This window comes from Rhodococcus shunpengi (genome assembly GCF_048381395.1).
GTDB lineage: Bacteria > Actinomycetota > Actinomycetes > Mycobacteriales > Mycobacteriaceae > Rhodococcus.
Genome location: NZ_JBLWIU010000005.1, coordinates 41,107 through 64,538 on the forward strand (window position 1 = coordinate 41,107; position 23,432 = coordinate 64,538).

Consider the following 23,432-nt stretch of genomic DNA (forward strand, 5'->3'; position numbering starts at 1 on the left):
ATCAGACCACTCCCGCCCGCCGGATGCACGTCACGCGCCGTGCCCGGCGTCGAGATCGCCCACGGACTTGAAGGTCATGAGGCGGTCCAGGTCGCCGCGGAGCTCACCGCGCTCGGGTTCGAGGAGGAAGCCTCCGTGGTCGCCGGTCGTGAAGGTCTCGAGGATCCGGCCGACGAACCACGCGCGCGGACCGTCCAGCACAGGCAGTCCGTGGGGTCCCTCGCGCCATGAGCAGCGCTCGAACTTGTCGATGTCGTCGCCGGTGTGCTCGCCGAACAGGGCCGCCAGTTCGCGGTCGGCCGGGGTCAGGACGTGCACGGCGAGGTGCTTCGCCTTCGACGCCACCCGGTAGGTCCGGTTCTTGTTCGACAGCGCCACCAGGAAGCGGGCCGGATCGATCGCGGACTGGGTCGCGAAGCCGATCAGGCAACCGCTGCGTTCCTCACCGTCGAATGCGGTGACGATGAACATCGGGTAGTCGAGCTGCGAGGCGATGTCCGCGAAACCGTCGGCGGATCCTTCGAGTGGGGTGTCGGCCATGAGCGGAATCGTACGGCCGCTGCACTGCTCCGGCGGTGGGTTCGGCCGCGGCGCGGCTGTGAGTTTGGTCGGTGTGTGACATGGGGTACCCGCCGCAGTATGGACGCCGAGCACAAAGGTGACGGATCATCGGGTGCCACCCTCGCCCCCGATGACCCGCGCAAACCCGACTCTCCGACCGATCTGTCCACGCCGTCGTGGAAATATGTGCTGCGCAGGACGATTCGAGAGTTCAGTCGAGACCAGTGCACCGATCTCGCCGCCGCACTGACGTACTACGCCGTCCTGTCGTTGTTCCCCGCCCTGCTCGTCGTGGTCTCGTTGCTCGGCGTGTTCGGTCAGGGGCAGACGACGGTCGATACGGTGCTCGGCATGGTCGAGGACCTCGGACCGTCCTCCGCCGTCGACACCCTGCGAGGGCCGATCGAACAGCTCGTGTCTGCACCGACAGCCGGATTCGCCCTGGTCGTCGGTATTCTCGGCGCGTTGTGGTCCGCATCGGGATATGTCGGCGCGTTCGGCCGCGCTATGAACCGGATCTACGAGATCGAAGAGGGCCGGCCCGTCTGGAAGCTGCGCCCGTTGATGCTGCTGATCACTGCTGTGGCCCTGGTGGCCGCCGGTGCGACCGCCCTGATGCTCGTGATCAGCGGTCCGGTCGCACGCACGATCGGCGACGTCATCGGTCTCGGCGACACCGCCGTGACGGTGTGGAACATCGTCAAGTGGCCCGTGATGCTCGCACTGGTGGTCATGATCGTCGCGGTGCTGTACTACGCGACGCCCAACGTGTCCCAGCCGAAGTTCCGCTGGGTCAGTCTGGGATCGCTCATCGCGATCGTCGTGTGGATCGTGGCCTCGGTGGTATTCGCCTTCTACGTCTCGAATTTCGGCAGCTACAACAAGACCTACGGTTCACTCGCCGGCGCGGTGATCTTCCTGCTGTGGTTGTGGATCACCAATCTGGCCCTGTTGTTCGGTGCCGAGTTCGACGCCGAGATGGAGCGTGGCCGTCAGCTGCAGGCCGGTATGCCTGCCGAGAAGACACTGCAACTGCCCGAACGTGATTCGCGCGTCAGCGAGAAGAACGCTGCCAAGCTGGAAGAACTCGTCGAGCACGGGCGCAGGCTGCGTGAAGCCCACAGCACCGACAACCCCGACGGCTCCTCCGGAGAGGCGGCCGACCCCGTGGGCCCTACCGTGCCCACGACGGAAAGGAATCCGCGATGACGACACCCACCGGTAATGCACGCCCCGTGGCCGAACAACCGAAGAACCTGTCCACGGTCGAGCTCACCGAGCGACTCACCGAACAGGTCTCGACCCTGGTGCGGACCGAGGTCTCGCACGCGCTCGAGGAGGTCAAGTCCAAGGGCACCCGCATCGGTGTGGGCGTGGGGATCTCGGGTGCGGGAGCGATCCTGCTGTTCCTCGGTCTGGCGACGCTGATCGCGACGGCCGTGCTCGGCCTCGCCACCGCCGTCGAACCGTGGCTCGCGGCTCTGATCGTCGCGCTCGTGGTGCTCGCCGTCGGTGGCATCCTCGCCGCGGTCGGGGCCTCGAAGGCGAAGAACGCCGCACCGCCCGTGCCGGAACGCACGGTCGCCAGTGTCCGCGCCGACATCGACGCCGCGAAGGGAGCAACGAAGTGACCGCATCCGACAACGGTGGTCGTCCGGACGAGGTGGCCGACATCGAACGTCAACGGGCCGAACTCGCCGCGACCGTCGGCGAACTCACCGACAGACTCGACGTGCCCACCCGGGTCAAGCAGTCCGCGGCCGAACGCGCCGAAGAGGTCCGCAACCGGCCCGATCTGATCGCGGTGGCCGGAGGAGTCGTCGCGGCCGTGCTCGTGCTGGTGCTCGTGAGGCGCCGACGACGGAAGTGACCTGAATGCAATGCACTCGGCGGACGGAGACGAGGTCTCCGTCCGCCGATCCGTGCGGGTCGGGGTCGGTCAGCCGCCGAGCTGTTCCTTCAGCGCGTCGAGCACGGCGGGGTCCTCGATCGTCGACGGCACGGTGTACTCCTCGTGGTCGGCGATCTGCCGCATGGTCTTGCGGAGGATCTTGCCGGAGCGCGTCTTCGGCAGGGCCTGGACCACCGTCACGTCGCGGAAGGTCGCGACCGCACCGATCTGGTCGCGGACCATCGTGACGAGTTCCTGACGCAGGGTCTCGGGATCGATCTCCACACCGGCCTTGAGCACCACGTAACCCGACGGACGCTGGCCCTTCAGTTCGTCGCGGATGCCCACCACGGCGCATTCGGCGACGGCGGGATGCGACGCCACCACGGCCTCCATGCTGCCGGTCGAGAGCCGGTGCCCGGCAACGTTGATCACGTCGTCGGACCGGCCGAGGACGAAGACGTAGCCGTCCTCGTCGACGTAGCCCGAGTCGCCGGTGAGGTAGTAGCCGGGGAAGGTGTCGAGGTACGAGCGGCGATACCGGTCGTCGTCCTGCCACAGGCCGGCGAGCGTGCCCGGCGGCAACGGCAGGCGGATGACGATGTTGCCCTCGGTGTTCGGATCGACGGGCTTGCCTTCTCCGTCGACGATCTCGACCCGGTATCCCGGCACGGGGACGGTGGGGGAGCCGGCCTTGAGCGGCATCGCCTCGAGGCCGCGCAGGTTGGCGGCGATCGCCCAGCCCGTCTCGGTCTGCCACCAGTGGTCGACGACCGGGCGGTCGAGCACCTTCGTCGCCCAGTGGTAGGTGTCGGGGTCGAGGCGCTCACCGGCGGCGAAGAGCGTCTGCAGCGAGTCGATGGGGTACTTCTTCAATTCCTCGGCGTTCGGATCCGCCTTGCGCACAGCGCGAATCGCCGTGGGAGCGGTGAACAGGGCCTTGACGCCGTTCTCGGCGATGATCCGCCAGAACGCACCCGCATCGGGGGTGCCGACGGGCTTGCCCTCGTACATCACCGTCGTCGCACCGACCAGCAGCGGGCCGTAGACGATGTAGGAGTGGCCGACGACCCAGCCCACATCGGAGGCGGTCCACCACACGTCGCCCGGGTCGATGTCGTAGATGTTGCGCATCGACCACGTCAGGGCCACGGCGTGCCCACCGTTGTCGCGGACCACGCCCTTGGGTTTTCCGGTGGTGCCGGAGGTGTAGAGGATGTAGAGCGGATCGGTCGCCGCGACCGTCACGGGCTCGGCAGGGGCTGCGTCGGCGCACAGCTCGTCCCAGTCGAACCACGCCGCCGAGGACGTCTGGTAATCGGCCGCCGAGCCGGGGATCTGCTCGCGGTTCTTCACGATCACGGTGTGCGGCGGGGTCGGAGACAGACCGATCGCCTGCTCGACGATCGGGAGGTACTCGACGGTGCGGCCGGGTTCGAGGCCACCGGAGGCCGTGACCAGCACGACCGGCGTGGCGTCGTCGATGCGGGTCGCGAGTTCCTTCGCGGCGAACCCGCCGAACACCACCGAGTGCACCGCCCCGATACGGGCGCAGGCGAGCATCGCGATCGCGGCCTCGGGGATCATCGGCATGTAGACGATCACGCGATCGCCGGCCGCCACACCCTGGTCGCGCAGCACACCGGCGAACTTCGCGACCTCGTCGAGCAGTTCGGCGTAGGTGTAGGTGCGCTTGGCCGGGACCATCGCCGAATCCCAGATCAGGGCCGGACGGTCGCCGTTCCCGGCGGCCACGTGCCGATCGAGTGCGTTGACGCTGGTGTTCAGGGTGCCGTCCGGGAACCACTTGTACGACGGTGCCGCCGAGTCGTCGAGGGCTCGCGTCGGCGCGCTCTCCCACTCGACCGCGCGGGCGGCCTCGAGCCAGAATCCCTCCGGATCCTCGGTGCTCCGGCGGAACGCCTCCTCGTACGAGCCCATCGTTCGTGTCCTTCCTCGACGGCGGTTGTGGCCCGAACCACTCTATGTGACCTGCAAGGGGGGTGGCTGCAGGTCTGCGTCGGACGGACACAACCACGCGACGAACGGACGAAGTGCCTACCCTGAGCCGCATGACCTCGATCGCGGAAGACCTGCTGCTCCTGCTTCTCGACGACGAATCGGGAAAGCCTCTCGTCGACGGAGTGAAGTTGCCCCGCGTCCTCGCGGGTGCGGTGCTCCTCGAACTCGCCCTCGACGACGTGGTGGCCGTCGACACGGAGGGCAAGCAGGTGAGGAAGGGGCGGATCGCGATACGCACCGCGGCGCGCCCCGCCGATCCGATCCTCGCCGAGGCGGTCGAGCGGCTCGGCTCGGGTAGGCCGCTGAAGCCGACGTCGGCCATCGAGAAACTGCAGAAGGGCCTGCGGGAGAAGTTTCTCGCGCGGGTCGTCGAGCAGGGTTGGGTCTCGGAGGAGCGCGGGAGGATCCTCGGTGTGTTCCCGACGAAGAAGTGGCTCGCGATCGATTCCACCCACGAGCAGCGCGTCCGAGAGCTGATCCGCGCGGCATTGATCGACGGCCTGACCCCGGAGCCACGCACCGCGGCGCTGATCGCGCTGCTGTCGGCGGCGGATGCGGCGCCGAAGGTGTTCCCGGACGCCGACAAGCGGGCGGTGAAGAAGCGGGCGAAGGAGATCGCGCAGGGCGAGTGGGCTGCCAAGGCGGTGCGCGACGCCGTCGCGTCCGTCAACGCGGCGATGACGACGGCCCTCATAGCCGGCGGAGCGGTCGCGGGTTCGAGCTGATCCGGATCGCGCCGGGTCAGCAGTGCACGCCGAGCTTCCGGTACCGCTCGATCCGTCGCCGGTAGCGGTCCTCGGCGGGTTCGTCGGTGAGGATCGCGAGTTCGCGGGCGACCGCGGCACCGATCCGCTTGACGAACGAGACGGGTTCCTCGGTGGCATCGGGATGCTCGGGGACGACCGCGTCGACGACACCGTTGCGCAGCAGGTCACGGGAGCGGATCCCCTGCTCCTGCGCCATGGCGGGTGCGTGAGTGGTATCGCGGTGCACGATCGCACTCGCGCCTTCGGGCGGGAGCGGCGCGAGCCAGCCGTGCTGCGCGCACAACACGCGGTCGGCGGGCAGCAGGGCGAGCGCGCCGCCGCCGGTGCCCTGACCGAGCAACACCGACACCGTCGGGGTGGGCAGGGTGACGAGATCGGCGAGGCAGCGGGCGATCTCGGGTGCGAGCCCGCGCTCCTCGGCCTCCTTCGACAACGAGGCACCGAGGGTGTCGATGACGAGCACGAGCGGCAGGCGCAGTTCGTCGGCGAGACGCATCGCGCGGCGGGCCTCGCGCAGTGCTCCCGGCCCCATCGTGCGTTCGGGTGACTGTCCCGCGCGGTCCTGACCGAACATCACGCACGAGACGCCGCGGAACCGGGCGAGCGAGAGCAGGACGGTGCGATCGGACTCGCCCTCACCGGTCCCGGACAGAGGGACCTGCGCGGAGGCGGCGTGGCGCAGCAACTGCCGGATCCCGGGCCGTTCGGGGCGTCGGCTGAGCATCACCGACTGCCAGGCCGGGATGTCGGGCACGTCGTCGACGGCGGTGATCGCCGGACTCGACGTCACCTCCGGCCGGTTGCCCTCGACCAGCACGCGCAGCAACCGGTGCACGACCTGCCGCACACCGCCGAGGGGCACGACCCCGTCGATCACGCCCTTGCGGTACAGGTTCTCCGCCGTCTGGACGTCCTCGGGGAAGTTCTCCTGGTAGAGCGCCTTGTAGACGCGCGGGCCGAGGAAGCCCACGAGCGCACCCGGTTCGGCGGCGGTGACGTGCCCGAGCGACCCCCACGACGCGAACACCCCGCCCGTCGTCGGATTGCGCAGGTACACGAGATAACCGAGATGGGCGGCCTTGTGTGCAGCGACGGCGGCGGCGATCTTCACCATCTGCACGAAGGCGAGGGTGCCTTCCTGCATGCGGGTGCCACCCGAGGTGGGCGACGCGAGCAGGGGCAGTCCCTCGGCGGTCGCGCGTTCGACGGCGGTGACGATGCGTTCGGCGGCGGCGACGCCGATCGAGCCTGCGAGGAAGGAGAATTCGCACACGATCAGAGCGACCCGGCGGCCGTGGACGGTGCCCGAACCGGTGAGCACGGATTCGTCGACCCCGGACTTCTCGGCGGCCCTGTCCAGATCGGCGAGGTATTTCTCGCCCGCACCGACATCGATCGGCGGAACGTCCCAGGAGACGAAGCTTCCGGGGTCGAGCACCTTGTCGATGAACTCCTGCGCCGAGATCCTGCCACCGGCCACGTCGCCTCCACCTGTCTTCGTCCGTCGAGGTCAACCTATAACGGCGCGAACGAGGGGGAGGACATGTGCGTGTTCTTGCGACACACCGCACATATCCTCCCCCTCGTTGTGGGATCGGCTATCGGCCGAGCGCTTCCTTCCACGTGACCGTCCGGCCGATCCGCAGGATCGACCGCTGGTAGATGCGCGCGGCGATCACACTGAGCACCGCGATGGCGGCGACCATCAGCACGATGGTGCCGACGATCTGCACCGGGGTGGCCACGCCCGCGGCGATGCGCAGCGGCATGAGGATCGCCGAGAACGGCGGGATCCAGCTCAGCGTGGTGCTCCATCCGGCCTCGGGGTCGTCGACCGACGAGAACGCCGCGAAGAACATCGCGAGGATCAGCATCACCAGCGGACCCGAGGTGGAGTTGACGTCCTCCTGCCGCGACACCATCGACCCCGCCGCCGCGTAGAGGACGGCGAAGAACGCGAAGCCGAGCACGAACCAGCCGAGGGTGCCGGCGAGCACGCCGAGGGCGGTGCCGGTGATCGTGAGGGTGTCGGTGGCGAGCGCCGTGCCGACGCCGACCGCACCGTAGGCCGTGAGCTGCAGGAGCCCGACCGCACCGATGCCGAGGATCTTGCCCCACAGCAGCTGCAGCGGACGCAGCGTGGACAGCAGCAGTTCGACGACGCGCGAGGACTTCTCCTCGACGACACCCATCGCCACGTACATGCCGAACATCAGGATCTGCATGTACAGCAGGATCACCGCGATGATCGAGAGGATGATGCGTTGTCCCTGTTCGGGATCCGGCGGGTCGAGGGCGTCGACCGTCACGGTCGCCGCGGACACGTCGGCCGCGACCGCGGCGGGATCGACGCCGCGGTCGGTCAGCGCGGCGATCTGGGCCTGCTGCACGACAGCTGCCTCGACGACCGCGCGGACGTCGGTGTCGAGCTCCGATTCGGTGATCGCCGTGACGGATGCTCCGTCGCCGGGGACGAGCGCGACGTCGAGATCGCCGGAGGACACCTGCTCGCGGGCGGTGGCGGCGTCGGGAACGTCGGAGACCTCGAGCGGAGTGCCGACGGTCTCGCCGAGCGACTCGATCGTCGTCTGCAGCGCGGGTGCGCCCACGACCCCGACGGTGGGCCGGTCGTCGTCGCCACCGGACAGGACCGAGGTGGCGACGATGCCGACGACGATCGCGACGAGGATGATCGCGTTGCTGATCAGGAAGCTCTTCTTCTGGACCTGCGTGACGAACTCGCGCGACGCGACGAGACCGACCGCGCGGGCGTTGCTCAACGGGGCGCTCATGCGGAAACCACCTCTCGGAACAGCTCGGTCAGGGACGGGCGTCGGAGCGAGAACTCGTGGACCGGGCCGGTCGCCAGGGCCGCCTTGAGGATCAGCTGGTCGTCGGCGCCGGGGGTGACGGTGAGCACGGTGCGCTCGTCCTCGTACTCGGCGTGCGTGACGCCCGGCAGACCGTGCGCCCAGCCTCGGGGTGCCTGCGGCGCGTGGACGACGAGGAGCGCATCGCCCTTGGATCGCAGGTCGTCGACGGTGCCGACGGCGCGCATCCGACCCGCGCCGATGATGCCCACGCGGTCGCACAGGCGCTGGACCAGGTCGAGCTGGTGGCTCGAGAAGACCACCGGCACACCCTCTTTCGCTTTCTCGAGCAGGACGTCGCTCATGACGTCGACGGCCACCGGGTCGAGGCCGGAGAACGGCTCGTCGAGGACGAGGACCTTCGGGTCGTGCACGAGAGCCGCGGCGAGCTGTACGCGCTGCTGGTTGCCGAGCGACAGGGCGTCGACGGTGTCGCCGAGACGTTCGGCGATGCCGAGCCGCTCGGTCCACTGCTGCACCGCCTCCGACGCCTCCGACTTCGAAAGACCGTGCAGCCGAGCGAGATAGGACAGCTGCTTACCGACCTTCATCTTCGGATACAGGCCGCGTTCCTCGGGCATGTACCCGATGTTGCGGCGCATCTCGAGGTCGACCGGCTTCCCGTCGATGCGGACCTCGCCGGAGTCGGCGGCCAGGACGCCGAGGGTGATCCGCATGGTGGTGGTCTTGCCGGCGCCGTTGCTGCCGACGAAACCGAACAGCTCGCCGGGGCGGACCTCGAAACTCACGCCGTCGAGAGCGACCGTGTCGCCGTAGCGCTTCGAGAGATTGTCGATCGTCAGTGTCACAGCAGGTCCTCCGGATCGTCGTCGGGGCGGGTCCAGGCGAGCAGAACGGCGGGCAGGCAACCGCTGAACAGGATCGAGGCGAGAACGAATCCACCTGCGGAATAGGCGAGTGCCCGATGGTCGATCGAGTCGATCGCCGGGCTCCACAGCAACGCGAAGATCGGGATCATCAGCAGCCCCTGCGCCACGGACAGGCCGATCGAACGGGCGCTGTTGCGTTCGGCTATCTCGCGTTCGTCGAGGGCGTGGCGGGGCGCGTCGGACTGTCTCCCCGACACGATCTGCAGGCAGGTCCACGCGGGAAGGAACGCGAGAACGACCGGCAGCCACACCAGGGAGACCATGATCGTGAAGTACGACGCGACGGCGGTGACGAACATGGCGCCGATGAGTGCGACCACTGTGCCGGCGAGGATGCGACGACGATGTTGCGTGCGCCAGTTCGGCAGCCACCCGGAGGTGAGCTTCTCGTTCTCGAGGAACCGGCGAGTGCGGTAGTGCTCGTAACGGTCGATCAGTGAGGCGGTGGACACGTCAGGCCTCCTTTCGAGGCTTGTACAGCTCGGTCGACAACGGCGTGAACTCGGTACGGGAGAAGACGGCTTCGACCGGCAGTCCGAAGACATCGCAGATACGGAAGGCCAGATCGAGGCTCGGGTAGTGGTCGCCTCGTTCCAGGGCGCCGACGGTCTGTGGGTTCACCTCGACGAGTTCGGCCAGTTGCGCGCGGCTCAGTCCGCGTTCCGCGCGCAGGACGCGGATGCGGTTGTAGATGGGGAGTGTTTCCCCACGGCGTACCGGACTCATGGAACAAAGTGTTGTGAAAACACAACATTTTGTCAATAGATGAGGACGGATCGATATGTCGTGGTGTTGTCAGTCGTCGTCGGTGAAACCGCGGAGACGGTCGAGTTCGCGGCGTTCCTTCTTCGTCGGACGGCCCGCCCCGCGGTCGCGACGGGGGAGCGCCGCGAGGATCTCCTTCGGCGGAGGCGGGGGACTGTGATCGATGTAGGCGGTCGCGGCGATCGGTGCACCCACGCGCTTGTTCACGAGCTGGGTGACCTCGACGATCTTCTCCGTACCGTGCGCGCGTACGCGGACCTCGGCTCCGATCGTCACCGGCGTCGACGGCTTGGCCGTCACACCGTCGACGCGGACGTGCCCGGCGCGGCACGCGCTCGCCGCGGCGGACCGGGTCTTGAACAACCGGACCGACCACGTCCAGCTGTCCACGCGCACGCTTCCACCCATCTACAGCAACTCCTCGCTCAGCTTCCCGTCGTCGAGCATCCATCGACGTGTCGTCCGTGTGGTCTCCAGCATGCGGCGATCGTGCGTGATCAGCAGCAGGGTTCCCTCGAAACTGTCGACGGCCTGCTCGAGTTGTTCGATCGCCGGCAGATCCAGGTGGTTGGTGGGTTCGTCGAGCACCAGCAGATTGACGCCGCGTGCCTGCAGCAGCGCGAGGCCCGCGCGGGTGCGTTCGCCCGGCGACAACGACGACGCCGTCCGCAGGACGTGGTGACCCTTGAGGGCGAACTTCGCCAGCAGGGTCCGCACGTCGGCGTCCGGCCAGTCGGGCACGTTGCGCCCGAACGCCTCGACCAGCGGTTCGTCCCCCTCGAACAGGCTGCGGGCCTGATCGATCTCGCCGACGAGCACACCCGACCCCAGCGACGCGCGACCGGAATCCGGTTCGATCGTGCCGAGCAGCAACCGCAGCAGCGTGGACTTCCCGGCGCCGTTCGGGCCGGTGACAACGATGCGGTCGCCCCACTCGACCTGCGTGGTGATCGGCCCGAGGACGAAGTCGCCCCGCCGGACGACGGCCTCGCCGAGGGTCGCGACCACCGTGCCGCTGCGCGGGGCGGCGGCGATGGACATGCGCAGTTCCCATTCCTTGCGCGGCTCCTCGACGACGTCGAGCCGCTCGATGCGCCGCTGCGTCTGACGCGCCTTCGCGGCCTGCTTCTCGGTGGCCTCCGCGCGATGCTTGCGTCCGATCTTGTCGTTGTCCTTGGATTTGCGGCGCGCGTTGCGGACGCCGTGTTCGAGCCAGTTGCGTTGCATCCGGGCGCGTTCCTCGAGCTGCGACTTGGTGTCGGCGAACTCCTCGTACTGTTCACGCGCGTGCCGGCGAGCCACCTCGCGCTCGACGAGATACGCCTCGTACCCGCCCTCGTAGACCGAGATCTGCTGTTGCACGGGATCGAGTTCGACGATGCCCGTCACGGTGCGCGCGAGGAACTCGCGGTCGTGGCTGACGACCACCAGTGCCGTGCGCGTCTCGTCGACGAACCGTTCGAGCCGTTCGAGGCCGGCCAGATCCAGGTCGTTCGTCGGTTCGTCGAGCAGGAGCACGTCGTAGCGCGAGAGCAGCAGCGCCGCCAACCCGGCGCGCGCGGCCTGACCACCGGAGAGCGACGTCATCGGCGCGTCGAGTCCGACGTCCAGACCGAGGTCGTCGACCACCTTCTCGGCACGCTCGGCCAGGTCGGCGCCGCCGAGCGCCAGCCACCGTTCGAGGGCCGGGGTGTAGTCGTCCTCACCGGAGTCGCCGAGCCGCTCGGCGGCGGCGTTCATGACGCGTTCGGCCTCGGCGACACCGGTGCGCCGGGAGAGGAAGCCGAGGATCGTCTCGCCCGGCACCCGCTCGGGTTCCTGCGCAAGATAGCCGATCGTGGCGTCGGGTGGGCTGAGGATCACCGAGCCGGTGACATCGGCGTCGCCGACCCCCGCGAGGGTCGTGAGCAGCGTCGATTTCCCGGCGCCGTTGGCGCCCACGAGGCCGATCACGTCGCCCGGTGCGACGGTGAGATCGAGTCCGTCGAACAGGACACGTTCCCCGCGGGAGGCCGACAGGCCGTCGATACGAAGTGTTGCGCTCACGCTCCGAGTATCCCGGTCGAGGTGGACCCGGGTTCGGGCGCGGGTCCTCCGTACCACGGAACCACCTCGTCAACTCCGGCACTCCGCGGGGACGACCTCCTCGTCCACCGGGTCGACCTCCTCTGTATCCACCGGGACGAGATCGAGCGGATCGGCGATCTCGTCGCGCGGCGTCCGGGCCGCGACGATCACGATCACGGCCGCGACGGCCGGCACGATCCCCGCCACCGCGAAGGTCGGCGCGAGCCCGACCGTGAGAGCCAGCGGCCCGGCCGCGGCCATCGACAGCGGCATGAACACGATCGAGACGAAGAAATCGAGACTCGACACCCGGCCCAGCAGGTGCGCGGGTACCCGCCGCTGCAGCAGGGTGCCCCACACGACGGATCCGGCATTGAACAGGGCGCCGACGACGAACACCGCCACGACCATGATCGGTACCGACCCGGAGACGCCGATGACGACGAGGGGGATGCAGCCCAGCCCCCACATCAGGAGCGGGACGGTGAGATAGCGCCTCGGCAGTCGCAGCGACGCCACGAGCATCGATCCGACGGCCCCACCGACACCGAATCCGGCCATCACCATCGCGTGCTGCGACGGCCCGCCCCCGGTCGCCTCGCGGATCGCGAACGGGATCAGCACCTCGATCGGTCCGAGCACGCAGAAGACCACGACGGACCCGAACAGGAGCGTTCCGAGCAACCACGGCGTGCGCACGGTGAACCGCACGCCCTCCGCGAGATCGTCGAAGACGGAACGGAATCCGCTCGATCCACCGGGCTGCGTGTCGTCGCGGCGGACCGCGGTCGGGTGCATCGCGAGGATGCACAGCGCCCCGACCACCTCGAGGAGCGCGACCGTGCACATGGCGACCGCGGGGGACGAGGCCGCGACGACGGCGCTCGCCGCCGCCGGACCGGCCGCCTGCATGAGCGTCGGCCGGAGCACGCCCTCGACACCGTTGGCGGCGAGCAGGTCCTGTGGCGGGACGATGGACGGCAACAGTGCCGAATAGGCCGGGAACTGGACGCCGTTGGCGAGCCCGAGTGCGAAACCCACGACGGTGAGATGCCAGAAGGCGATCGATCCGTTCACGGCGAGCGCAGCCGTCACCGCGACCAGCACCGCCCGGGCGATGTACGTCGCGAGGAGCAGGGTGCGCTGCGGGATCCGATCGGCAAGCACGCCCCCGAGAAGTGCGACGAGGAGCATGCCCACGGCCGGTCCCACTGCGACCGAGGACAGTTCGGCCGGACCGCCACCCATCTCGACGACCTGCCACACCACCGCGATGAGCCAGGTGCCCACGGACAGCAGTCCCGCCGCGAGCGCCAGGATCAGCAGGCGGTACTGCGGATGGGCGAACGGCCGCACGGGCCCGCGCGCCAGGCGCGGACGCCGGTGCGTCGGTGATGCGGTGTGGTTGCTCATCGCGTTCCCCCGGTCGTCGGACGGTCCGATGAGATCTTGCGACCTCGAGGCGACTCGAGGTCAAGTGTCTTCGCCCCTCGGGCGACCGATCAACCGATTTTCCGTGGGCGTCGCCGTCAGCGTGCGGGTCCTGATTCGAGAACGATGTCAGCGGAACGTCTTTCGCCGTTCTCGATGGTCCACTCGATCGACACGACGTCGCCGGGGCGGTGACGGAGCAGACGTTCCTCGAGTTCCCCGGTCGACGAGACGCGCTCACCGTCGAACGACACCACGACGTCGCCGGCGTCGAGACCGGCGTGATAGGCGGGACTGTCGTAGGACACCCACAGCACCTCGGCCCCGAGATCCTGCCCGTCCCTGCGGGCGGTGGTGACGCTCGCGCCCAGCCGAGGTGTGGGGCCCACGTGCACCGACCCGTCGCTCACTCCCGTCCGAACCTGTTCGACGACCGTGATCGCCTCGGTGATGGGCACGGCGTACGCCTCGGGGGTCGTATCGGGCGAGGTGTCGGTGTTCCGCTGCACTGCACCCGCGGTGTTGATCCCCACGACCGTTCCGTACTCGTCGACGAGCGGCCCGCCGGAATCGCCCGGCCGGATCGGGGCGTCGGTGCGGATCATCCCCGTGAGGCGGTGACGCGAACCGTCCGTGGCGTCGCGGACCACCACATTGCGGTCGAACTCGACGATGGTGCCGGGGGTCGCCACGACGACCCCACCACCCTCGGAATTACCGAAGGCCGTCACCCGGCTGCCCACCGGCGGCAGGTCCTCGGCGATCGCGGCGGCCGGAAGATCGCTCGCGGTGCCGAGTCGCAGGACGGCGAGATCGCGTTCGCGGTCGTAGCCGAGGACCTCCGCGTCGTAGATCAGTCCGTTCGCACCGCTCACCGCGCTGATGTCGGTGGCTCCGCTCACCACATGATGATTCGTGACGACCGTGCCGTCGGGAGTGATCACGATCCCGGTGCCCGTCATGCCCGTCCATCCCGCGCTCGCGTCGATCGTCACGACGACCGGCAGGGTGCGGGCGGTGAGTTCGTCGGCGGTCAGCGGCGTCGGGGGAGGGGCGACCGGCGCCGGTGGTGGGGGAGGGAGCGCCACGTCGACCAGGGCCGGTGCCGATGCGACGAGGCTGGCGGTGGTCGCGAGCGCGACCAGCAGCACCGATCCGCCCCGCCCACTCACTGCTGCGGCACCTCGCCGGTGAGATGGTCGAGCAGTTCACGCGCCGCGGCGCGACCGGCGCGGTTCGCCCCGATCGTGGACGCCGACGGGCCGTAGCCGACGAGATGGACGCGCGGATCCTTCGCGACGCGGGTCGCGAGCCGGCCGTCCATCGTGATGCCGCCACCGGCGTTGCGCAACGACAACGGTGCGAGATGGTCGAGGGAACTCCGGAATCCGGTGCACCACAGGATGACGTCGACGTCGAGTGTCCGGCCGTCGCTCCATCGGACGCCGGTCTCGGTGATCTCGGAGAACATCGGGGACCGCTCCAGCGCGCCGCGTTCGCGCGCGGCCCGCAGCGCCGGGGTGAGCGGGAGCCCGGTGACGGAGACGACCGATCCGGGTGGCAGTCCGCGTCGTACCCGATCCTCGACGAGCGCGACGGCAGCGTGGCCACGCTCGGCCGTGAGAGGTTCCTCGCTCCACGCGGGTTCGCGTCGCGTCACCCAGGTGGTCTCGGTGACGCGGGAGATCTCGTCGAGGAGCTGGACCGCGGAGATGCCACCACCGACGACGAGCACGTGCTGCCCGGTGAACTCCTCGGCCGTTCGGTAGTCCTTGGTGTGCAGCTGCCGTCCGGTGAATCGCGCGGCGCCGGGATACCACGGGACGAAGGGCCGCTCCCAGGTGCCGGTCGCGTTGATGATGCCGCGTGCCGCGTAGACGGCCGACTCGGTCTCGACGCGCAGTCGCTCGCCGCGGTCGCACACGACCCGCACGGTGGTGGGGCGGTGGACGGGAAGGTCGAACTCCTTCTCGTAGGCGGCGTAGTACTGCGGTACCGCCGAGGCGGCCGGAACCTCTCCCGCGGAGGTGTCGACGACGTCCGCGAACGCGAGGCCGGGCAGGTCGTGGACGCCGTTGACGGTGCTCAGTGTCAGCGACGGCCAACGGTCCTGCCATGCCCCGCCGGGACCGAACGAGCGGTCGAGGACGACGAATCCGGTCTCGGGTGCGACTCCGAAGCGGGTGAGGAAGTAGGCGGTCGACAGGCCGGCCTGCCCGGCGCCGATCACGACGATGTCGACCGGCGTCGCATCGGCGGTCTGTACCTCGGCCGCATCGAGTGCCTCGTCGGCGAGCATCGCGAGCCTCCCTCTCGGATCGTTGTCCTTCATCATGCCGCGATCGCGGCCGGTGCGCGGAGGGAACGCTGTCCGGGTCCCGAGAAATGTGATATCACTTTAATATCGCTTTGACTCTGGGAGGTAGGAACATGGATGTCGTGCAGTCGCCCGTGACCGTCGAGCGGCCGGGCCCCTCGTCCAACGGCTGGTCGGTGCTGATCGCCGCTCTGGTCGCAATCGCCGTCGGCGCCGGACTGATCGGCTGGGGAGCGGTGGACGTCACCGTCCCGCTGATCGTCGCCGGTGGCGTCATCGTCGTGCTCGCCCTCGTGGCACTCGCCGGACTCGTCCTCGTCGAACCGAACGAGGCCCGCGTCCTCCAGCTCCTCGGCAGCTCGTACACCGGCACCCTGCGCGAACCCGGTCTGCGCTGGATGAACCCGCTCAACACCCGCCGCAAGATCTCCACCCGCATCCGCAACCACGAGACGGGCAGAGCCAAGGTCAACGATGCCGACGGCAACCCCATCGAGATCTCGGCGGTCATCGTGTGGCAGGTCGAGGACACCGCGCGCGCCGTCTTCGACGTCGACGACTTCGAGGAGTTCGTCGCCGTCCAGACCGAGGCCGCGGTCCGCCACATCGCCGGTTCGTACCCGTACGACGCTGCGCCGGAGGTGATGTCGCTGCGTCAGAACGCCGACGAGATCACCACCAAGCTCTCGGCCGAGGTCCACGACCGCGTGCAGTCCGCCGGTATCCGCGTCATCGAGACCCGCATCAACCAGCTCGCCTACGCACCCGAGATCGCCCAGGCGATGCTGCGACGTCAGCAGGCCGGTGCCGTCATCGCCGCCCGCGAGCAGATCGTCAAAGGTGCCGTCTCGATGGTCGGCACCGCCCTGGCCCGCCTCGAAGCCGAGCACACCGTCGAACTCGACGAGGAACGCAAGGCCGCGATGGTCTCGAATCTCCTCGTCGTGTTGTGTGGAGACCAGAGCGCTCAGCCCGTCCTCAACACGGGATCGCTGTACCAGTAGGGATCATGCGGCATGGCCGAACGTAAGAAGGTGCTGCTGCGCCTCGACCCGGCAGTCCACGACGCGCTCGCGCGGTGGGCTGCCGACGAGTTACGCAGCACCAACGCCCAGATCGAGTTCCTTCTCCGGCGGGCCCTCACCGAGGCCGGCCGGATGCCGCGCGAGGTGGGGCGCATACGCGGACCGGGCCGTCCGCGAGCCGATGCCGACGACGAGGAGTGAACAGAGATGGCCGGCACGGCACGACGGGGAGGCGCCATCGACGAGACGGGTCGCTACGCGGTGCTCTATCCCGCGATTGCCGAGGCGGCCCATCGCGTAGGCGCGACCGCGATCGGTCTGATCGACGTGGGACGCCCCGCGGCGCTGAACCTGTGCGTCGACCGCGTGGGCATCACCTACAGCGACGGGGTGTTCCTGGGCGACCCGGATTCTCTTGTGCAGGAGAGCTGTTCGATCGTCCACGGCGGGTCGGTTCCCGACCGGGCGATGCCTCCGGTGGTCGCACGCGTCGCCGTGACGCGCCACCGCCCCGACGTCGAGGACGCCCTGCTCGCCGAGGACGCACCCGTCCGGTTCTGCGGCGACGTCGTGGAGCTGCTGCCCGAGGCGATCGCGGCGGTACCCGAGGATGCCCTGCCGGTCGTGACGACCACCTGGGCGCTGTCGCGTCTGGCGATTCCGCGGCGCCCGTCGTTCGTCGACCGCCTTCGCGAGGCTGCCGGGAAGCGGACGGTCGCGTGGGTGTCGGCCGAGGGTGTCGGTGTCGCGCCGTCGGTCCCGACGCTCGGTGATCGTCCGGCCTCCGGCCACAGCATCGTCGGCATCGCGCTGTACGAGGGTGCCGAGCAACGGGTGGATGCGGTGGCGCGTTGCTGGTCGCGGGGCCGAATTCTCGACTGGTTTCACTGATTTCGGTGGTTCCACCCCAGCTCGGCGGGGTCGGATCCACCTGAACCCGATCAGGCGGCGAAGGTCGGTAGCAGGGTCCGCGTGATGCGAGCGGGCCAGTCCTCGTCCACCTCGCCGCGGCGCGCCTGCTCGGCGAAGTAGGCCCCGACCACGCAGTCCAGGAAGGTCTCCACATCGAGATCGGCGCAGACGGTTCCGTCGTCGCAGTGGCGTCGGATCGTCTCGGCGAGCACCTGCCGGTGGCGCATCAACAGTGACCGCATCAGCTCGGTGAACCACGGTTCCTGTTCGGTGACGAGCGCCGCGAGCCCCCCGAGCCCGATGCCCTCGTCGACGGAGAGGCGGGACTGCTCCACCACCCACCGCAGGAGCTCTTCGGCCGTGGCCTCCGGTGCCGGTGCCGTCGGCCGGGTGAGGGGTTCCATCACCGCCTTCAGCATTTCACTGCGGTCCCGGTACCGGCGGTAGATCGTGGTCCGAGCCATGCCCGCGAGGTTCGCGACGGCCTCGATCGTGACGGCCTTGGGGCCCTTCGTGCGCAGCAGGGCGAGCACGGCGTCGGCGATCCGCTGTTCGGGTGGGGATGTCGTCGCGGGTTCCATCGTCTCCGGCCTTCTGTGTGGTGAGTCGAGTCTCCATCGAAGCATGCCCACCGACATGCCGCTACACTGGATGTAGCTACACAACATGTAGCGTATCGATGAATCAGGAGGCTCGGAATTGTCTGCTCGCACGTCGTGGCCGGGAGGAATCGCGCTGTTCCTCGGCCTGCTCACCATGTCGTCCTCGTTCTGGACCGAGACCACCGCACTCGGCCGCGGAGCGACCCTGGGATTCGGTGCGCTGGCAAGCATCTATGCGCTGTGGTCGCTGATCGCGCGCGATCCCACGAAGGATCACTGGGCCCTGTCGGTGGTGGGTCTGGCCATGCTGGTCTCGCCGTGGGTCGGGCAGTTCGCGGGCGACGGCGCCGCATGGACCGCGTGGATCTCCGGTGCGTTGATCATGGCCCTCGGTGCCACCGCCTACCTTGCGGACGATTCGGCCGACCTCACGCGACGAGTCGAGCACGAGGAGCGGGCGAACTACGAGGCCGCCCTGCGCTGATCCCGTCTTCGGGACATGCCGCCCGTCGCTGATGGAATGATGCGGTGTGTCCGGTGACGAAGGGATGGGGCGACACATGATCGGGATCAGCCGCGACGGCGACGTCGTGACCGTGGAACTGCAACGCGAGGAGCGTCGTAACGCGCTCAACACGCAGCTGTGCGTGGAGATCCGCGAAGCGGTGGACAAGGCCGTGGCGGACGACGCGCGTGTCGTGGTGATCACCGGGCGGGGCACGAGCTTCTGCGCCGGGGCCGATCTCTCCGGCGACGTCTACGCCGAAGGGTTCACCGACAGCCTCGCCGAGATGCTGCGCACCATCGTCGAGGCCCCGATCCCGGTGGTCGCGGCCGTCAACGGTCCGGCCATCGGTGCCGGCACCCAGCTGACGCTCGCGGCGGATCTGAGGGTCGTGGCGCCCACTGCACGTTTCTCGGTTCCTGCTGCGCGCCTGGGAATCTCGGTAGATCGGTGGACGGTCCGGCGACTCGCCTCGCTCATCGGCGGCGGTCCGGCACGCGCGGTCTTCCTCGCCGCCGAACCCGTCCACGCCGAGGAAGCTCTCGCGCGTGGGCTCGCCAATCGTGTCGGCGACCTCGCCGACGCGCAGGCATGGGCGCACGAGATCGCGAAGCTCGCGCCGCTGTCGCTGAACGCGATGAAGTTGTTCCTCAACGACGACGGCACGCGCGACGAGGCCACGCCCGAGCAGACCGCCGCACTCGCCGCGGCGTGGCTCAGCGAGGACGCCCAGGAGGCCAGGCTCGCTCGTGCCGAGCGCCGCGACCCGATCTTCCGCGGACGATGAACATCCGGTCCGCCGTCTCGGCCGCGCTCGCCGGAGCGGGCACGCTGTGGGTCGCGCGCGCCGTGAACGGCCTGCCCGGTTCCATCGGCGCCTCGGTCTCCGACATCCGTCCCTACGCCGCCGCGTCGCCCCGCTACCGCGACGGTCGTTTCCACAACACCGACCCGGCGTCCGTGCTCGGCCCCGAGGCGGCGGGCGGTTTCGCGAAGGACCTGCTCACCCGCGGATCGCGGGGGAGACCTCGCACCGAGGTGCCGTTGTCGACCTATCTCGCGCCGGTCGACGCGGCGGAACTCGCCGTGACGTGGTTCGGGCACTCGACCGCCCTCGTCGAGGTCGACGGCTACCGGGTGCTGTGCGACCCGGTGTGGAGCGAACGCGTGTCACCCTCACCGACCGTCGGCCCGGCACGTCTGCATCCGGCGCCTGTCGAACTGCAGACCCTGCCGCGTCTCGACGCGGTGGTGATCTCGCACGACCACTACGACCATCTCGACCGGTTCACGGTCGAGAGCCTCGCCGTGCTGCAACCGACCGTCCGGTTCGTCGTGCCGCTCGGGGTGGGCGCGCACCTGCGCCGCTGGCGGATCGCCGAGGAACGCGTCGTCGAACTCGACTGGGACGAACACGTCGAGGTGGACGGCCTGCGCATCACGTGCACCGAGGCCCGGCATTTCTCCGGGCGCGGCCTGCAGCGCAACATCACGTTGTGGTCGTCGTGGGTGTTCACCGGGCCGACGCGCCGGGTGTTCTTCGGCGGTGACAGCGGCTACACCCCGCGGTTCGCCGACGTCGGCGAGGCCTACGGTCCGTTCGACCTGACATTGCTGCCCGTGGGTGCCTACGACAAGCGATGGCCCGACGTGCACATGAACCCCGAGGAAGCGGTGCGCACGCATCTCGACCTCGGTGGCGTCGACCGTCGCGACAGTCTGCTGGTCCCCGTGCACTGGGGAACCTTCGACCTCGCCTTCCACGCCTGGTCGGAGCCCATCACCCGGTTGCTGCCCGCCGCGCGGGAGTCGGAGGTGACCACCGCGGTGCCGATGCCGGGTCAGCGGATCGACGTGTCGAAGTCCGATGCGTCGAAGCCCGTCGCGGTCGATCCGTGGTGGCTCACGTCGAGCTGATCCACCTGCCGCGGCACCGGCTGTTCGCTTTCGTGCCCTAATCTGGTTCGTCATGGCAGTAGAAGAGCCCACGACGGTGGTGGGAACGGACGAGGCGCCGGTCCTCGCATCCGACCATGCAGCCACCGGGCTGTCCACCGAGCAGGTCGCCGAGCGTGTGGCACGTGGCCTCACCAACGATGTCCCCGACCGCGCGTCCCGATCGGTCAAGGACATCGTCCGGGCCAACGTGTTCACCCGGATCAACGCGATCCTCGGGGTGCTGCTGCTGATCGTGCTGGCCACCGGCTCGATCATCGACGGCATGTTCGGTCTGCTGATCATCGCGAACAGCGGCATCGGCATCATCCAGGAGGTGCGCGCCAAGCGCACCCTCGACAAGCTGGCCATCGTCAGCCAGACGAAACCCGTCGTGCGCCGGGACGGCGTCGCCGCACCGATCGCTCCGCGCGAGGTGGTGCTCGACGACATCATCGAGCTCGGCCCCGGCGACCAGCTGGTCGTCGACGGCGAGGTGGTCGAGGCCCAGGGTCTCGAACTGGACGAGTCGCTGCTGACGGGCGAGTCGGATCCCGTGCACAAGGTGCCCGGTTCGACGGTGATGTCGGGCAGCTTCGTCGCCTCCGGCTCCGGCTCCTACCGTGCGACGAAGGTCGGTCGCGACGCCTACGCGGCGCGACTCGCGGAAGAAGCGAGCAAGTTCACACTCGTGAAGTCGGAGCTGAACGCGGGCATCAACAAGATCCTGCGTTTCATCACCTACCTGATGATCCCCGCGGGTCTGCTCATCATCTACAACCAGCTCTTCTCCAGCGGCGAGTCGCTCGGCCCCGCGCTGAGCGGCATGGTCGCCGCCCTCGTACCGATGGTGCCCGAGGGTCTCGTGCTCATGACGTCCATCGCGTTCGCGGTCGGTGTCGTCCGCCTCGGACGTCGTCAGTGCCTCGTTCAGGAGCTGCCGGCGATCGAAGGCCTCGCGCGCGTCGACGTGGTGTGTGCCGACAAGACCGGCACGCTCACCGAGAACGGCATGCGCCTGTCCGATCTCGAGCCCCTCGACGGCAGCAACCTCGACGAGGCCCGCGCCGCCCTGGCCGCGCTCGCGGCCGACGACCCGCGTCCGAACGCCAGCGTCCTCGCGATCGCCGAGGCGTTCCCCACCGCCCCCGGCTGGGGCGAGCCCACCGCGGTCGCGCCGTTCTCGTCGGCGAAGAAGTGGAGCGGCCAGTCGTACGGCACCCACGGCAACTGGCTGCTCGGCGCACCCGACGTGCTGCTCGACCCCGGCACCGAGGCGGCGCGACGCGCCGAGGAACTCGGCTCGAGCGGGCTGCGGGTGCTGCTCCTCGCATGCAGCGACCGCCCGGTCGACGACGAACTCGCCCCCGGCACGGTCACGCCCGTCGCGCTCGTCGTCCTCGAACAGCGGGTGCGCCCGGACGCGAAGCCGACCCTCGAGTACTTCGCCGGCCAGCAGGTCGACGTCAAGGTCATCTCCGGCGACAACGCGATCGCCGTCGGTGCGGTCGCCTCGTCGCTCGGCCTGCCGGGTAGCGCGTCTCCCATCGACGCGCGTTCCCTGCCGGAGGGCGAGAACGAACTCGCCGACGTCGTCGAAGGCTCGACGACCTTCGGCCGGGTCCGTCCCGATCAGAAGCGCTCGATGGTCGGCGCGCTGCAGTCGCGCGGCCACACCGTCGCGATGACCGGCGACGGCGTCAACGACGTGCTCGCCCTCAAGGACGCCGACATCGGAGTCGCGATGGGGTCGGGCAGTCCCGCGACCCGCGCGGTCGCACAGATCGTCCTTCTCGACAACAAGTTCGCGACGCTGCCCTATGTGGTGGCCGAGGGTCGCCGGGTCATCGGCAACATCGAACGCGTCTCCAACCTGTTCCTCACCAAGACGGTGTATTCGGTGCTGCTCGCCTTCCTGGTGGGCATGTCGGGTGTGCTGTCGCAGGTGTTCGACTTCGAGCCGTTGCCCTATCCGTTCCTGCCGCGGCACGTGACGATCGCGGCGTGGTTCACCATCGGCATCCCCGCTTTCCTGCTGTCGCTGGCACCGAACAACGAGCGGGCACGCTCGGGCTTCGTCTCCCGCGTGATGCGGCTGGCGATCCCGTCGGGCGTGGTCGTCGGTGTGGCGACCTTCGTCTGTTACGTGCTCGTCTACGGCGGCCCGGAGCAGACCGAGCAGCAGAAGATCCAGGCCGGCACCTCGGCCCTGATCACCTTGCTGATCATCGCGCTGTGGGTGCTCGCCGTGGTCGCCCGCCCGTACCAGTGGTGGAAGATCGCGCTGCTCGCCGGTTCGGTGCTCGGCTACGTGATCCTGTTCTCGGTGCCGTTCACCCGGGAGTTCTTCGCACTCGATCCGTCGAACGTCGCGTACTCGACGATCGCGGTGACGTGCGGGCTGATCGGAGTCGTTCTCGTCGAGGCACTGTGGTGGGTGTCGGGACGTCTCCACGGGGAGCGCCGCCGCCTGTTCGCCGCCCCCGACGATCTGCTGCCGGGCGTACACTGACCCGCAGCGCACGGATCGGTGCGCCCGAACCTCACGGCGATCCGACGAGGGAAGGACGAACGATGGGTTTCATGGATTCGGTGAAGGGCCTTGTGAACAAGGGCAAGGACTACGCCTCGAAGAACCCCGACAAGGCCGATCAGTTCATCGAGAAGGCCGGCGACCAGGTGGACGGACGTACCGGCGGGAAGTACGCGCAGCACGTCGACAAGGCGCAGGATGCGGCCCGTCGACATCTGGGTACCACCGACAATCCCGCACCGGGCGCGCAGCCCGGACCTGGCGGGGAGCCCGGTCCGGAAGGTGGTCCCGGCCCCGAAGCGCAACCGGGTCCGCGTCAACCCTGATCGAGGCAGGGGC

25 protein-coding genes are annotated in these 23,432 nt (G+C 69.0%); 12 read left to right on the forward strand and 13 right to left on the reverse strand.

Features of this window, described 5'->3' with window-relative positions; genetic code table 11:
- Positions 1-30 precede the first annotated feature (30 nt).
- Positions 31-540: a flavin reductase family protein gene (locus tag ACNJ7K_RS00370; protein ID WP_120281566.1), complete on the reverse strand. Its 510-nt coding sequence runs from the start codon at positions 538-540 to the stop codon at positions 31-33.
- A 99-nt stretch (positions 541-639) separates the two neighbouring features.
- Here ACNJ7K_RS00370 and ACNJ7K_RS00375 point away from each other — a divergent pair, with 99 nt between their 5' ends.
- From ACNJ7K_RS00375 to ACNJ7K_RS00385, 3 genes are read left to right on the forward strand one after another with little or no spacing between them, the layout of a single operon-like run.
- Positions 640-1,770 (forward strand): YihY/virulence factor BrkB family protein, encoded by a 1,131-nt coding sequence (locus ACNJ7K_RS00375; RefSeq protein ID WP_120281567.1) that lies wholly within the window; start codon positions 640-642, stop codon positions 1,768-1,770.
- Entirely contained in the window at positions 1,767-2,192 is a 426-nt protein-coding gene (locus ACNJ7K_RS00380) for a phage holin family protein (protein ID WP_060652009.1), read from the forward strand. The genes ACNJ7K_RS00375 and ACNJ7K_RS00380 overlap by 4 nt, the downstream gene beginning before the upstream one ends.
- Positions 2,189-2,431 carry a DUF3618 domain-containing protein gene (locus tag ACNJ7K_RS00385; protein ID WP_120281568.1) on the forward strand — a complete coding sequence of 81 codons (243 nt, stop codon included), beginning with the start codon at positions 2,189-2,191 and terminating at the stop codon, positions 2,429-2,431. The genes ACNJ7K_RS00380 and ACNJ7K_RS00385 overlap by 4 nt, the downstream gene beginning before the upstream one ends.
- 69 nt (positions 2,432-2,500) lie before the next feature.
- On the opposite strand, the gene ACNJ7K_RS00390 is transcribed toward ACNJ7K_RS00385, so the two are convergent.
- Positions 2,501-4,393 (reverse strand): propionyl-CoA synthetase, encoded by a 1,893-nt coding sequence (locus tag ACNJ7K_RS00390; protein WP_120281569.1) that lies wholly within the window; start codon positions 4,391-4,393, stop codon positions 2,501-2,503.
- A gap of 131 nt (positions 4,394-4,524) precedes the next feature.
- On the opposite strand from ACNJ7K_RS00390, the gene ACNJ7K_RS00395 reads away from it, so the two are divergent.
- Positions 4,525-5,199 (forward strand): GOLPH3/VPS74 family protein, encoded by a 675-nt coding sequence (locus ACNJ7K_RS00395; RefSeq protein WP_159416581.1) that lies wholly within the window; start codon positions 4,525-4,527, stop codon positions 5,197-5,199.
- A gap of 16 nt (positions 5,200-5,215) precedes the next feature.
- On the opposite strand, the gene ACNJ7K_RS00400 is transcribed toward ACNJ7K_RS00395, so the two are convergent.
- From ACNJ7K_RS00400 to ACNJ7K_RS00445, 10 genes are all read right to left on the reverse strand, one after another.
- Positions 5,216-6,721 (reverse strand): carboxyl transferase domain-containing protein, encoded by a 1,506-nt coding sequence (locus tag ACNJ7K_RS00400; RefSeq protein ID WP_159416580.1) that lies wholly within the window; start codon positions 6,719-6,721, stop codon positions 5,216-5,218.
- A 118-nt stretch (positions 6,722-6,839) separates the two neighbouring features.
- The gene (locus ACNJ7K_RS00405; RefSeq protein ID WP_159416579.1) at positions 6,840-8,033 is read right to left on the reverse strand and encodes an ABC transporter permease; all 1,194 of its coding nucleotides are present in this window, start codon (positions 8,031-8,033) and stop codon (positions 6,840-6,842) included.
- Positions 8,030-8,920, reverse strand: a complete 891-nt coding sequence (locus ACNJ7K_RS00410) for an ABC transporter ATP-binding protein (protein ID WP_159416578.1) — start codon at positions 8,918-8,920, stop codon at positions 8,030-8,032. Before ACNJ7K_RS00410 ends, ACNJ7K_RS00405 begins: the two co-directional genes overlap by 4 nt.
- Positions 8,917-9,453, reverse strand: coding sequence for a hypothetical protein (locus ACNJ7K_RS00415; protein WP_159416577.1), 537 nt, complete (start codon positions 9,451-9,453; stop codon positions 8,917-8,919). The genes ACNJ7K_RS00410 and ACNJ7K_RS00415 overlap by 4 nt, the downstream gene beginning before the upstream one ends.
- A gap of 1 nt (position 9,454) precedes the next feature.
- Positions 9,455-9,727 carry a helix-turn-helix transcriptional regulator gene (locus tag ACNJ7K_RS00420; RefSeq protein WP_159416576.1) on the reverse strand — a complete coding sequence of 91 codons (273 nt, stop codon included), beginning with the start codon at positions 9,725-9,727 and terminating at the stop codon, positions 9,455-9,457.
- 69 nt (positions 9,728-9,796) lie between these two features.
- Entirely contained in the window at positions 9,797-10,174 is a 378-nt protein-coding gene (locus ACNJ7K_RS00425) for an RNA-binding S4 domain-containing protein (protein WP_159416575.1), read from the reverse strand.
- Entirely contained in the window at positions 10,175-11,812 is a 1,638-nt protein-coding gene (locus ACNJ7K_RS00430; RefSeq protein WP_120281574.1) for an ABC-F family ATP-binding cassette domain-containing protein, read from the reverse strand. It abuts the gene before it with no gap.
- Between the two features lie 69 nt (positions 11,813-11,881).
- A complete protein-coding gene (locus ACNJ7K_RS00435) occupies positions 11,882-13,246 on the reverse strand; it encodes an MFS transporter (protein WP_159416574.1) in 1,365 nt (454 codons plus the stop codon).
- Positions 13,247-13,362: 116 nt separating this feature from the next.
- On the reverse strand, positions 13,363-14,436 hold the full coding sequence (locus ACNJ7K_RS00440) for a S1C family serine protease (RefSeq protein WP_192378713.1): 1,074 nt from the start codon (positions 14,434-14,436) through the stop codon (positions 13,363-13,365).
- Positions 14,433-15,563 (reverse strand): NAD(P)-binding domain-containing protein, encoded by a 1,131-nt coding sequence (locus tag ACNJ7K_RS00445; RefSeq protein WP_487041007.1) that lies wholly within the window; start codon positions 15,561-15,563, stop codon positions 14,433-14,435. Before ACNJ7K_RS00445 ends, ACNJ7K_RS00440 begins: the two co-directional genes overlap by 4 nt.
- A gap of 131 nt (positions 15,564-15,694) precedes the next feature.
- Here ACNJ7K_RS00445 and ACNJ7K_RS00450 point away from each other — a divergent pair, with 131 nt between their 5' ends.
- The 3 genes from ACNJ7K_RS00450 to ACNJ7K_RS00460 are packed head-to-tail and all read left to right on the forward strand — an operon-like array spanning position 15,695 to position 17,497.
- Positions 15,695-16,585, forward strand: a complete 891-nt coding sequence (locus ACNJ7K_RS00450) for an SPFH domain-containing protein (RefSeq protein WP_159416572.1) — start codon at positions 15,695-15,697, stop codon at positions 16,583-16,585.
- Between the two features lie 12 nt (positions 16,586-16,597).
- Positions 16,598-16,807 (forward strand): type II toxin-antitoxin system antitoxin, encoded by a 210-nt coding sequence (locus ACNJ7K_RS00455; protein WP_060652022.1) that lies wholly within the window; start codon positions 16,598-16,600, stop codon positions 16,805-16,807.
- Positions 16,808-16,813: 6 nt separating this feature from the next.
- On the forward strand, positions 16,814-17,497 hold the full coding sequence (locus ACNJ7K_RS00460) for a DUF2332 family protein (protein WP_159416571.1): 684 nt from the start codon (positions 16,814-16,816) through the stop codon (positions 17,495-17,497).
- 50 nt (positions 17,498-17,547) lie between these two features.
- On the opposite strand, the gene ACNJ7K_RS00465 is transcribed toward ACNJ7K_RS00460, so the two are convergent.
- Entirely contained in the window at positions 17,548-18,099 is a 552-nt protein-coding gene (locus ACNJ7K_RS00465) for a TetR/AcrR family transcriptional regulator (protein ID WP_159416570.1), read from the reverse strand.
- A gap of 118 nt (positions 18,100-18,217) precedes the next feature.
- On the opposite strand from ACNJ7K_RS00465, the gene ACNJ7K_RS00470 reads away from it, so the two are divergent.
- The 5 genes from ACNJ7K_RS00470 to ACNJ7K_RS00490 all read left to right on the forward strand — a co-directional run bounded on the left by ACNJ7K_RS00470 (position 18,218) and on the right by ACNJ7K_RS00490 (position 23,419).
- Positions 18,218-18,604, forward strand: coding sequence for an SPW repeat protein (locus ACNJ7K_RS00470; protein WP_225623728.1), 387 nt, complete (start codon positions 18,218-18,220; stop codon positions 18,602-18,604).
- 76 nt (positions 18,605-18,680) lie between these two features.
- Entirely contained in the window at positions 18,681-19,412 is a 732-nt protein-coding gene (locus ACNJ7K_RS00475; protein WP_159416569.1) for an enoyl-CoA hydratase, read from the forward strand.
- A complete protein-coding gene (locus ACNJ7K_RS00480) occupies positions 19,409-20,542 on the forward strand; it encodes an MBL fold metallo-hydrolase (RefSeq protein ID WP_487040972.1) in 1,134 nt (377 codons plus the stop codon). The genes ACNJ7K_RS00475 and ACNJ7K_RS00480 overlap by 4 nt, the downstream gene beginning before the upstream one ends.
- Positions 20,543-20,594: 52 nt before the next feature.
- The gene (locus ACNJ7K_RS00485; protein WP_192378716.1) at positions 20,595-23,072 is read left to right on the forward strand and encodes an HAD-IC family P-type ATPase; all 2,478 of its coding nucleotides are present in this window, start codon (positions 20,595-20,597) and stop codon (positions 23,070-23,072) included.
- Positions 23,073-23,134: 62 nt separating this feature from the next.
- Positions 23,135-23,419, forward strand: coding sequence for an antitoxin (locus tag ACNJ7K_RS00490; RefSeq protein ID WP_120281585.1), 285 nt, complete (start codon positions 23,135-23,137; stop codon positions 23,417-23,419).
- Positions 23,420-23,432: the final 13 nt, after the last annotated feature.

Bases quoted from the DNA above. Each gene is read 5' to 3' on its own strand.
- ACNJ7K_RS00370 (WP_120281566.1), bottom strand. From the start codon at position 540: ATGGCCGACACCCCACTCGAAGGATCCGCCGACGGTTTCGCGGACATC.
- ACNJ7K_RS00375 (WP_120281567.1), top strand. From the start codon at position 640: ATGGACGCCGAGCACAAAGGTGACGGATCATCGGGTGCCACCCTCGCC.
- ACNJ7K_RS00380 (WP_060652009.1), top strand. From the start codon at position 1,767: ATGACGACACCCACCGGTAATGCACGCCCCGTGGCCGAACAACCGAAG.
- ACNJ7K_RS00390 (WP_120281569.1), bottom strand. From the start codon at position 4,393: ATGGGCTCGTACGAGGAGGCGTTCCGCCGGAGCACCGAGGATCCGGAG.
- ACNJ7K_RS00395 (WP_159416581.1), top strand. From the start codon at position 4,525: ATGACCTCGATCGCGGAAGACCTGCTGCTCCTGCTTCTCGACGACGAA.
- ACNJ7K_RS00405 (WP_159416579.1), bottom strand. From the start codon at position 8,033: ATGAGCGCCCCGTTGAGCAACGCCCGCGCGGTCGGTCTCGTCGCGTCG.
- ACNJ7K_RS00420 (WP_159416576.1), bottom strand. From the start codon at position 9,727: ATGAGTCCGGTACGCCGTGGGGAAACACTCCCCATCTACAACCGCATC.
- ACNJ7K_RS00425 (WP_159416575.1), bottom strand. From the start codon at position 10,174: ATGGGTGGAAGCGTGCGCGTGGACAGCTGGACGTGGTCGGTCCGGTTG.
- ACNJ7K_RS00435 (WP_159416574.1), bottom strand. From the start codon at position 13,246: ATGAGCAACCACACCGCATCACCGACGCACCGGCGTCCGCGCCTGGCG.
- ACNJ7K_RS00445 (WP_487041007.1), bottom strand. From the start codon at position 15,563: ATGCTCGCCGACGAGGCACTCGATGCGGCCGAGGTACAGACCGCCGAT.
- ACNJ7K_RS00450 (WP_159416572.1), top strand. From the start codon at position 15,695: ATGGATGTCGTGCAGTCGCCCGTGACCGTCGAGCGGCCGGGCCCCTCG.
- ACNJ7K_RS00455 (WP_060652022.1), top strand. From the start codon at position 16,598: ATGGCCGAACGTAAGAAGGTGCTGCTGCGCCTCGACCCGGCAGTCCAC.
- ACNJ7K_RS00460 (WP_159416571.1), top strand. From the start codon at position 16,814: ATGGCCGGCACGGCACGACGGGGAGGCGCCATCGACGAGACGGGTCGC.
- ACNJ7K_RS00465 (WP_159416570.1), bottom strand. From the start codon at position 18,099: ATGGAACCCGCGACGACATCCCCACCCGAACAGCGGATCGCCGACGCC.
- ACNJ7K_RS00475 (WP_159416569.1), top strand. From the start codon at position 18,681: ATGATCGGGATCAGCCGCGACGGCGACGTCGTGACCGTGGAACTGCAA.
- ACNJ7K_RS00480 (WP_487040972.1), top strand. From the start codon at position 19,409: ATGAACATCCGGTCCGCCGTCTCGGCCGCGCTCGCCGGAGCGGGCACG.
- ACNJ7K_RS00485 (WP_192378716.1), top strand. From the start codon at position 20,595: ATGGCAGTAGAAGAGCCCACGACGGTGGTGGGAACGGACGAGGCGCCG.
- ACNJ7K_RS00490 (WP_120281585.1), top strand. From the start codon at position 23,135: ATGGGTTTCATGGATTCGGTGAAGGGCCTTGTGAACAAGGGCAAGGAC.